Origin of the sequence: Arthrobacter sp., from assembly GCF_031179985.1 — a bacterium.
GTDB lineage: Bacteria > Actinomycetota > Actinomycetes > Actinomycetales > Micrococcaceae > Arthrobacter.
In genome coordinates this window covers 1-9,291 of the sequence record NZ_JAPSHJ010000001.1, presented here as the reverse complement: position 1 = coordinate 9,291, position 9,291 = coordinate 1, and the positions used below count along the sequence as shown (strand labels likewise).

Below are 9,291 nucleotides of genomic sequence, written 5' to 3'. Positions count from 1 at the left end.
TTCTCTGGTCAAGAATTTCGATTATTCGATGCTGAGCGACGCAGAATGGGATGCGTTGAAGGACATTGACGCGTCCGACAATGCGCAGCTGACAGAAGCGATTCGTGATGTTGTCAGTCCCGAATACAACTCCTGGGATGCATTCTCCAAGCAGCTGGGGAAGGATGCGCTGGACGCTTGCCTGGCCCTCCCCGATTACGATTTCGCAGCAGTTCTTCGCAAAGTGGAGATGCCGTTTGCTTCCAATCTGAATCCCCGGACGTTTTTCATCCTGGTACAGCAAGTTCTGTCGTCCAGACACTGATCCCTTAGGACGCGCTTGTGGCCAGGCCCACCCTTTCCGGAACGGCTGTATGTAGGCAGTGACCTGAGCGTTACTGGTGAAAGCCAGCGAAATGGCACCTGGCAGATAGGACACCTCTCCATCACTCCACCTGGGCCGCCTTAAAGGCGTACGAATTTCCCCGCCGGGGATTGGACGTGAAGGGGCAGTGCCATCTGGATATGAGTAAGGCCGACCGGTTCGTCGAGCAGTTCGTTGATAGAAGTTTGCCCTTCCAGCTCGCCGGTATGTTCCTTTTCCATGTACAGACCCTATGTGCGTTCTGTAGGTCGTGAATCCGAGGACACGCGGTTCAGGCCTGGTCAGCCGAGCTACCGGAAGGGTGTGGACATAACGCTCACGCCGTTCCAGTAGGCAGTATCAGTTAGTGATCATGTTCGGATCTGCCCGGGCGGAGTATTTACGCTCAATACCAAGAACCATACCGCCCAGGCCGTTTGGGTTGCCCGCCGAACCCTGATGGTGGCCGGCAGCTGGCCGCGCTCTCCGCCTATTTCCAACGTTTGAAACCTTTACACTGCGAAAGCCGCGGGAAATGAAGTCGACTCGGGTTGCATCGTTAGATACTGTCAGTCACATGCTCACAGATGACGGACTCGACAAAAGCGCCCAGGCCGACAAGGAACAGCTCGCCGCTGTGCGTGTGGCCGTGGACGAAGTGGACGAGCAGATCGTCAGCCTCATCGCCCGCCGGGAACGTCTGATCCGCATCGCCGGGACGCTAAAAGGGGACAGCGCTGAAGTGCGCGCCCCGGGCCGCGTGGAGCGCATCATCGAGCACGTCCGGTTCGCAGCCGAAAAGAAGGGCATTGATCCGGGCCTGGTGGAAACGACCTACCGGACCATGATCTCCGAATTCATCGAACTGGAACTCAAAGTCCAGGAAGACAACGACTGATTCAGCTTCAGAGAGATTCCTGGACCTGAACGCCTGCCTGGAACTCCCGCCCATCGGCTTCGCTGAAGGCTGATATCAGATGCCCCTTGCCGAGACCCATTATGGTGCTCAAGGGAAAATGCCCTGTGATGGTATTGCCTGAATGCTCCACTCCGTCGAGGTCGAAGTTCTCCTCGGTGCCGTCATGATTGAAGGCATAGAACGAGACTGCCTCGCCATTCATGAACTCGATTCCAAGCCTTCGTTGATGAGACAGGTCAGGAGTGGACGCAACAAGCCCCACGACGTAGGCGCCCGACGACGGAATATTGCCATCAATATCGAAAGTCGCCACCAAATGTGAATTTTTGGCGGCGATGCTGGCGTTTCTCAGGAGTGCTTCATTGGAACTCATGGCTCCATCCTGCTCTCTGCTTCCCCTTCCGTCCACCCCCGGCCTAGGTTTTGTCATGCCTCGGGCGTAGACTGAGAGTATTCGAAGATATATTCGAATATGGAAGTTGCAAGGAAGTTGTAAGGAAGTTGCACGGAGGCATCATGGGGATATTCAGTGAGGGTGTAGAGGTGGAATGCGCTCCTGGCGGCCATCCCTTGAACCTTCTCTGGGCGGGATGCCGCTACACCGTGTGTGCAGAACCGGTGCGCTGGTTTGAACGGCGTCAATGGTGGGCAGAGGAAAAAAGGGCACCCCTGGGGGCAGGCAAGGGGCTGGTAGACCATGAAATATGGCGAGTGCAGGTCAAAGCTGAAGATCAGCGTTCACCGGGGGTTTCGCAGGAACCGTTAACACTGGACCTGTCGCGCGATATTGGCAGCGGGCGCTGGAGGCTGCTGCGCATCCATGATGCCCTCCAGCCAAGAACAGCACCAAAAACAGCATGAGCTTTACCCACCTTCACGTCTCCACTGCCTTCAGCGCCCACTACGGAGTCTCCTGGCCGGAGGAACTTGCCAGTGCAGCCTCGGCTGACGGGGCAACAGCATTGGCGTGCACCGACAGGGACGGGCTGTACGGAACAGTCAAACATTTAAAGGCATGCATGGCTGCGGGCATTGATCCGGTAGTGGGTGTAGATCTCGCAGTATTTGACGACGACGGCGATCACCGCACCCAGCTTTCGGGCCGGGTTGTTGTCCTCGCCCATGGACACAACAACGGGGCTGGCTACCGTGCCCTCTGCCGGCTCATCTCCGACGCCCATGCAAGGACAACAGGCAAGGCAGGGGGAGTGGTCCCAGTCGCAGTGACCCGGACAGAGCTGGCATCCAGAACACTGGATCCGAACACCTTGAAACCGGTCCTGACCGTTCTCATCGGACCCGATTCCGACGTCGGCCGGTCCATGGGAGGACGGAAGTACCTTCTTCCCCGCACTTTGTTCAAGCGCTGGCTGGAAGCAATGCCCCAGGGAACAGTAGTGGCCGAGGTCGTGTCACAGCTAAGCTCCCCCGGAGCCCCCCTGAGCACCGCCCAAGCTGTACGCATGCTCAAACTCGCCGCCGAGCACCATGTACCAGCTGTCCTGACCAACGCTGTCAGATACTGTGAACAGGATGGAGCAGCCACAGCAGATGTCCTCGATTCCGCCCGCACACTGAAATCACTCCCTGAACTCTCCTCAGCCCCCCTTCTGCAACCAACAGGACAAGGCTGGCTCAAGTCCGAGGCACACATGGTGCAGCTGGCAAAGGAAATCATCCACTCAGCGGGGTACGGCACAGCTGATCTGAAAAGACTGCTTGCCCAAACGGAGGCGCTCGCGGACCGTTGCCGGATGGATCCAGTCTCTGACATGGGCTGGAAGCAGCCGGTTGTTCCTGAAACTTCCGTCATCGGCATAGCCGGTGATCCTTTAGTAGAACTGACCCAGCGGTGTGAAGCCGGGATCGGCCGTCGCTTCCCTGGAATCTCCGGCAAGCAGGAAGTAGAAATGCGCTCCCGGTTGGAGCATGAACTAAGGATCATCGGAAACCTCGGCTTTGCCTCCTACTTCCTCACTGTTGCCGAAGTTTCCCGCATGATCCTGGATATGAACGTCAGGGCGGCAGCCAGAGGCTCCGGAGCCTCAAGCCTGGTCAACTACCTCATTGATATCAGCCAGGTGAATCCCCTCCAGCACGACCTCGTATTTGAACGGTTTCTCTCCGGCGACAGGGCAACCCTGCCTGATATCGACATCGACGTCGAAAGCGCCGAAAGGCACAAAGTTTACCGGAAAATCTTTGATCGTTTCGGGGCTGAACGGGTCACCCTGATGAGTATGCAAAACGGGTATCGCGCTCGCGGTGCTGTCCGGGATGCAGGCATGGCACTAGGAATGGACGACGGCGAAATAGGCGAAATTGCTAAACAGCTGTGGCGCTTCTCCGCTCGTAAATTCCGCGAAGCCCTTGCTGAGAAGCCGGAACTGCGGGAGTTCGCCGGTCGTGTTGAACGTGATTTTTCTGAAAACCAGCAGCTTGATCTTTTGGTTGACCTCACCGAACGCCTGGACCGGTTGCCGCGCCACATCTCCATGCACCCCTGCGGAGTGATCCTGGGCGATTCCACCCTTTTGGACCGGACCCCGGTCCAACCCAGCGGACTTGGACTACCTATGAGCCAATTCGACAAGCACGACATGGATCCCATGGGAATGCTGAAGCTCGATGTCCTGGGGGTCAGGATGCAAAGCGCCATGGCCTTTGCAATCCGGGAAGTGATCCGGCTTCATCCCTCCAAGGCAGCGGTAACAGCAGCTGGTTCTCATCCTGAAGGCAATGACGGGAAAGGTCCTGACTACATCTCCGAAGACGGGCATATCGACCTCAATGCAGTCCCCTTGGATGATGAACCAACCTATGAGTTGATACGCAGCACCCACACCCTTGGTTGCTTCCAGATCGAATCTCCGGGGCAGCGGGAACTGGTAGGCAAAATGGCCCCCCGGGACTTCAACGACCTCATTATCGACATTTCGCTTTTCCGCCCTGGGCCCATGAAGTCTGACATGGTCAGGCCATTCCTGGAGCACCGGCATGGGTTTTCACCGGAGGTCTACCCCCATCCTGATCTGAAACCTGTCCTGCAGGAAACCCACGGAGTCACCGTTTTCCATGAGCAGATCCTGAAGACCTTTGACGTGATGACAGGGTGCGGGCTTGCCAGGGCAGACGAGTTCCGCCGTGTGCTTGGAAATGAGGCCCTGGAGTCCAAGGTGGAGGAGTTTTTCCGCCGAGAGGCCAAAGCCAAAGGCTATTCTCCCGAAGTGGTGGACAAAGTCTGGGGAACCCTGAAATCCTTTGCCAGCTTTGGTTTCTGCAAGGCTCACGGGGCAGCCTTTGCTGTTCCCACCTACCAGTCGGCCTGGTTGAAGGCCCATCATCCGGAAGCGTTCCTTGCCGGGCTTTGGGAACACGATCCTGGCATGTACCCCAAGCGGCTTCTTGTTGCGGAGGCCCGCCGGTTGGGAATCCCCATCCTTCCCTTGGACATCAACAGGAGTAAAGCCGAATACCGGGTAGAACGGGTTGAGTCGGGGGAGTATGCCGGAAAGTTGGGGATCCGGCTAAGCCTCAAGGGAATTTTCGGATTGTCGGCCTCAGAGCTTAAGAGGATCGTTGCCGGACAACCGTACGATTCCCTGGCGGATTTGCGGGCACGCTCACGCATATCCAAGCCTGGCATCAATCGGCTGGCACAACTGGGTGCTTTTGATTCCCTTCACCGTGAATCCGGAAATGATGCGAACCGAGCTGACCTCGTCCTTCATCTGCAAAACCTTCAGAGCCGTTCCACCAAGAAAGGCATTGATGTCATTGAGGGGCAACTGGCTCTGCCCTTAGGGGACGTGGAACTGAACAATCTCCAGCGGGGGCAACCGGCTCCCACCATGGTGGAGAATGTCCGTGCAGAACTTGACCTGATGGCCGTGGACGTCAGTGAACACCTGATGGAGAGCCATCGGCCACTCCTGAACCGGCTGGGGGTAACAACCGCCGACAAGCTGCTTGGCCTTCGTAACGGTACTGAGGTGCTGGTGGCCGGTGTCCGGATCGCCACCCAGACACCGCCCATGAGGGGAGGCCGCCGTGTGGTTTTCATCAGTATCGACGACGGCACCGGCTGCGTGGATTCGGTCTTTTTCCATGAGGCACAGGAATTGGCCGGTCCTTTGCTCTTTGGAACACGCCTGCTCCTGATCCGGGGAACCACCCGCAGGACCGGACCCCGGGGAATCAGTTTGAGTGCCAGCATGGCATGGGACCTCAGCAGGGTAGAAACCCTCCCCTTCCCACCGGCGAATCAAAACAAGTACAGCTTGGCTACAAGCACTGAGGAGGACCAGGTGACCTTTGGACAGGCTGGCCCCTTGGACGGGATCGCCCGCAACCTGGCCATCACCGGGCTCGGCAGCTGAGCTGCGTCGGGGGCTGCCCAGAAACCGATACGATGGACGAGGCTGGCTGTGGTCCCCGTACGCCACAAGCTACGAAGCCTCAACATTGAATAGGAGACACCCGTGTCAGATGCCCAGCAGATCACCCTCATCGTCAATGGCGAAGAGACCAAGGTGACTACCGGGACCACCGGCGCGGAACTCTTTTTTGAGCGCCGCGACGTCGTTGTTGCCCGCGTGGACGGCGAACTCAAGGACCTGGACCAGCCGTTGCCGGAAGGTGCGGTTGTTGAAGGCGTCACCATCGATTCACCTGACGGACTGAACGTCCTCCGGCACTCGACAGCCCACGTCATGGCCCAGGCCGTACAGCAGCTTCGCCCCGACGCCAAGCTCGGAATCGGCCCGTACATCACCGACGGCTTTTACTTCGACTTCGACGTGGAGGAGCCCTTCACCCCCGAAGACCTGCGTCAGCTTGAGAAGATGATGCTTAAGATCGTCAACCAGAACCAGAAATTCGTCCGGCGCGTCGTCAGCGAGGACGAGGCCCGTGAAGCCATGAAGAATGAGCCCTACAAACTCGAATTGCTGGGCAAGAAGAACAACGCCGCCGACGCCGGCGAGGGGGTAAACGTCGAGGTCGGTGCCGGGGACATCACCATCTACGACAACGTTGACCGCAAGAGCGGTGACAGCGTCTGGTGCGACCTGTGCCGCGGTCCCCACCTGCCAAACACCAAGCTGATCTCCAATGCCTTTGCCCTGACACGGTCATCGGCAGCCTATTGGCTGGGCAACCAGAACAACCAGCAGTTGCAGCGGATCTACGGCACAGCCTGGCCCACCAAAGATGCCCTTAAGGCTTACCAGGAGCGCATCGCCGAGGCGGAACGCCGCGACCACCGCAAGCTGGGAGCCGAGCTGGACCTGTTCTCCTTCCCCGACGAGCTGGGGTCGGGCCTGCCGGTGTTCCACCCCAAGGGCGGCATCATCCGCAAGGCCATGGAGGACTACTCCCGCCAGCGCCACGTGGATGCCGGCTACGAGTTCGTCTACACCCCGCACATCACCAAGGGGCACCTCTACGAAGTCTCAGGCCACCTGGACTGGTACAGGGACGGCATGTTCCCGGCAATGCACGTTGACGCGGAACTCAACGAGGACGGCACGGTCCGCAAACCAGGCCAGGACTATTACCTGAAGCCGATGAACTGCCCCATGCATAACCTCATCTTCCGTTCCCGCGGACGCTCCTACCGCGAGCTGCCACTGAGGCTCTTCGAATTCGGGTCTGTCTACCGGTACGAAAAGTCCGGCGTGGTGCACGGCCTGACCCGCGTGCGGGGTATGACACAGGACGACGCCCACATCTATTGCACCCGTGAGCAGATGAAGGACGAGCTCACCACCACGCTGAACTTCGTGCTGGGTCTCCTCAAGGACTACGGCCTGGATGATTTCTACCTGGAGCTGTCCACCAAGAACGAAGACAAGTTCGTCGGTGAGGACGCCGCCTGGGAAGAAGCCACCCGGACCCTCGCCGAAGTAGCCGAGGCCTCGGGGCTGGAGCTCATTCCGGATCCGGGCGGAGCCGCATTCTACGGCCCCAAGATCTCGGTTCAGGCCAAAGACGCCCTCGGCCGGACCTGGCAGATGTCCACCATCCAGCTGGACTTCAACCTGCCCGAGCGCTTCGAGCTCGAGTTCCAGGCAGCGGATGGCACCCGCCAGCGTCCCGTGATGATCCACCGTGCCCTGTTCGGTTCGGTTGAACGGTTCATGGGTGTTTTGACGGAGCACTACGCCGGAGCGTTCCCGGCATGGCTGGCGCCCGTGCAGGTTGTTGGCATCCCGGTGGCGGAGGCGTTCAACGACTACATGTTCGACGTCGTGGATCAGCTTAAGGCGGCAGGCATCCGTGCCGAGGTGGACATTTCATCAGACCGGTTCCCCAAGAAAATCCGCACAGCAAGCAAGGACAAGATCCCGTTCGTCCTGATTGCCGGCGGCGAAGACGCTGAAGCCGGAGCGGTATCTTTCCGGTTCAGGGATGGCAGCCAGGACAACGGGGTGCCGGTTGCTGAGGCTGTCCGCCGCATTGTCGACGCCGTCCGCGACCGGACCAGATAGCTGAAACCGGAAGGGTAGAGCGTGCAGGAGAACACAGGCGCGGACGCGGACTATTCCGGCGACGCCGGGGTGACTGACGACTTCGGCCTGGTCGGAGTTCCGGACGCGTTCCAGCGCCTGTGGACCCCGCACCGTATGGCCTACATCAAGGGTGGGCAGCACCAGTTCAAAAACCAGGATGATTGCCCGTTCTGCGTCGCACCAGGGCGCAGCGACGAGGAATCCCTGATCGTGTATCGGGGGAAGCGCAACTACGTGGTACTGAACTTGTTTCCCTACAATCCCGGACACCTGCTGATCTGCCCGTACAGGCATGTCCCTGACTACACAGACCTCACTGAACAGGAAACCGCCGAGTTCTCCGCCCTGACCCAAACGGCCATGCGGGTTCTGCGGAAAGTGGCCAACCCCGGAGGATTCAATCTTGGGATGAACCAGGGCGTGGTGGGCGGTGCCGGCATCGCGGGTCACCTGCATCAGCATGTAGTGCCACGCTGGGGCGGGGACGGAAACTTCTTCCCGATCATCGCCCAGACCAAAGCCATCACGCAGACGCTGGACGAGGTGCGCCAACAGGTTGCCGAGGCATGGCCGGAGGACCAACGTGCTTAACAGACACGCCCGTGGTTTTTTCACCAGGCTTTTCACCCCGCTGGCACGTTGGCTGCTGAAGCATGGGGTATCGCCGGACGCGGTCACTATCTTCGGGACAGCAGGCGTGGTGGTGGGAGCCCTCGTTTTCTACCCCATCGGCCAGCTGTGGTGGGGGACGATCTTCATCACTGCCTTCATCTTCTCCGATGTGGTTGACGGCATCATGGCCCGGATTGCGGACAAGGGCGGCCGTTGGGGGAACTTCCTTGACTCCACGCTGGACCGGATAGCCGACGGCGCGCTGTTCGCCGGACTTGCCATCTGGTTCTTTATTGGCGGAGCCAATACTGCTATCGGCATTGGCGCCCTGATCTGCCTTGTGCTCGGAATGGTGGTTTCCTATGTCCGGGCCAAAGCTGAGTCCTTGGGTTTCACCGCCAATGTGGGCATTGCCGAACGTGCCGAGCGGCTGGTGTCGGTGCTGGTTGTGACCGGATTTACCGGGCTCGGGCTGCCGCAGGCTGTATTGCTGGTGACCCTGGCTGTGCTCGCCGCTGCAAGTTTGGTGACCATTGTCCAGCGCATTGTCACCGTCAGGCGACAGTCCCTGGACGAGGCAGGCACCGCGTTCGAGCAGCCCGCTTAAGGCATCCCGACTCCTGCTGAATCTGGGGTGGACATGCCCTGCATCTGCGGTCCGCCGCTGTCCGTCATAGGAATTAAGCCCCTCAGCCATGGGGGACTAGTATTAGGAATACCTGAATCAATGGATCCGGTAATCCGGTGTGGCGATGCTGATTTTGCGTGCCGTCAGCACCGATCGGGAATCCGGATCAAAGTAACATCTATCTACCCATAGGGGTTTTTGTGTCTACACCTGATGTAAGCAGCGAAGCCGGCTCGTCGGCGAACGGCGTCACGGGCAGCAAGCGCGTCAAGCGCGG

The 9,291-nt window shown here is 59.1% G+C and carries 9 protein-coding genes; 7 read left to right on the top strand and 2 right to left on the bottom strand.

What is annotated here, in order from left to right; genetic code table 11:
- On the top strand, window positions 1-304 hold a 304-nt coding region (locus RIN13_RS00045; RefSeq protein WP_309105299.1), incomplete at its 5' end, for a hypothetical protein.
- Window positions 305-444: 140 nt separating this feature from the next.
- On the opposite strand, the gene RIN13_RS00040 is transcribed toward RIN13_RS00045, so the two are convergent.
- The gene (locus tag RIN13_RS00040) at window positions 445-585 is read right to left on the bottom strand and encodes a hypothetical protein (protein ID WP_309105298.1); all 141 of its coding nucleotides are present in this window, start codon (window positions 583-585) and stop codon (window positions 445-447) included.
- Window positions 586-920: 335 nt separating this feature from the next.
- On the opposite strand from RIN13_RS00040, the gene RIN13_RS00035 reads away from it, so the two are divergent.
- Complete coding sequence (locus RIN13_RS00035) at window positions 921-1,241, top strand: chorismate mutase (protein ID WP_309105297.1); 321 nt, start codon at window positions 921-923, stop codon at window positions 1,239-1,241.
- A gap of 7 nt (window positions 1,242-1,248) precedes the next feature.
- Here the strand turns inward: RIN13_RS00035 and RIN13_RS00030 are convergent, their stop codons facing one another.
- On the bottom strand, window positions 1,249-1,635 hold the full coding sequence (locus RIN13_RS00030) for a hypothetical protein (protein ID WP_309105296.1): 387 nt from the start codon (window positions 1,633-1,635) through the stop codon (window positions 1,249-1,251).
- A gap of 143 nt (window positions 1,636-1,778) precedes the next feature.
- Between RIN13_RS00030 and RIN13_RS00025 the strand changes: the two genes are divergently transcribed.
- The 5 genes from RIN13_RS00025 (at window position 1,779) to pgsA (ending at window position 8,993) form a co-directional block, all read left to right on the top strand.
- Window positions 1,779-2,123 (top strand): DUF6504 family protein, encoded by a 345-nt coding sequence (locus RIN13_RS00025; protein ID WP_309105295.1) that lies wholly within the window; start codon window positions 1,779-1,781, stop codon window positions 2,121-2,123.
- A complete protein-coding gene (locus tag RIN13_RS00020; protein ID WP_309105294.1) occupies window positions 2,120-5,641 on the top strand; it encodes a DNA polymerase III subunit alpha in 3,522 nt (1,173 codons plus the stop codon). The genes RIN13_RS00025 and RIN13_RS00020 overlap by 4 nt, the downstream gene beginning before the upstream one ends.
- A gap of 102 nt (window positions 5,642-5,743) precedes the next feature.
- Window positions 5,744-7,753, top strand: a complete 2,010-nt coding sequence (thrS, locus tag RIN13_RS00015) for a threonine--tRNA ligase (protein ID WP_309105293.1) — start codon at window positions 5,744-5,746, stop codon at window positions 7,751-7,753.
- Window positions 7,754-7,774: 21 nt separating this feature from the next.
- Window positions 7,775-8,365: an HIT domain-containing protein gene (locus tag RIN13_RS00010; protein WP_309105292.1), complete on the top strand. Its 591-nt coding sequence runs from the start codon at window positions 7,775-7,777 to the stop codon at window positions 8,363-8,365.
- Window positions 8,358-8,993: a phosphatidylinositol phosphate synthase gene (gene pgsA / locus RIN13_RS00005; RefSeq protein WP_309105291.1), complete on the top strand. Its 636-nt coding sequence runs from the start codon at window positions 8,358-8,360 to the stop codon at window positions 8,991-8,993. The genes RIN13_RS00010 and pgsA overlap by 8 nt, the downstream gene beginning before the upstream one ends.
- The last annotated feature ends 298 nt before the right edge of the window (window positions 8,994-9,291 follow it).

Excerpts from the sequence above, each read along its gene's own strand:
- RIN13_RS00030 (WP_309105296.1), bottom strand. The coding sequence starts at position 1,635 with ATGAGTTCCAATGAAGCACTCCTGAGAAACGCCAGCATCGCCGCCAAA.
- RIN13_RS00025 (WP_309105295.1), top strand. The coding sequence starts at position 1,779 with ATGGGGATATTCAGTGAGGGTGTAGAGGTGGAATGCGCTCCTGGCGGC.
- RIN13_RS00040 (WP_309105298.1), bottom strand. The coding sequence starts at position 585 with ATGGAAAAGGAACATACCGGCGAGCTGGAAGGGCAAACTTCTATCAAC.
- RIN13_RS00020 (WP_309105294.1), top strand. The coding sequence starts at position 2,120 with ATGAGCTTTACCCACCTTCACGTCTCCACTGCCTTCAGCGCCCACTAC.
- RIN13_RS00035 (WP_309105297.1), top strand. The coding sequence starts at position 921 with ATGCTCACAGATGACGGACTCGACAAAAGCGCCCAGGCCGACAAGGAA.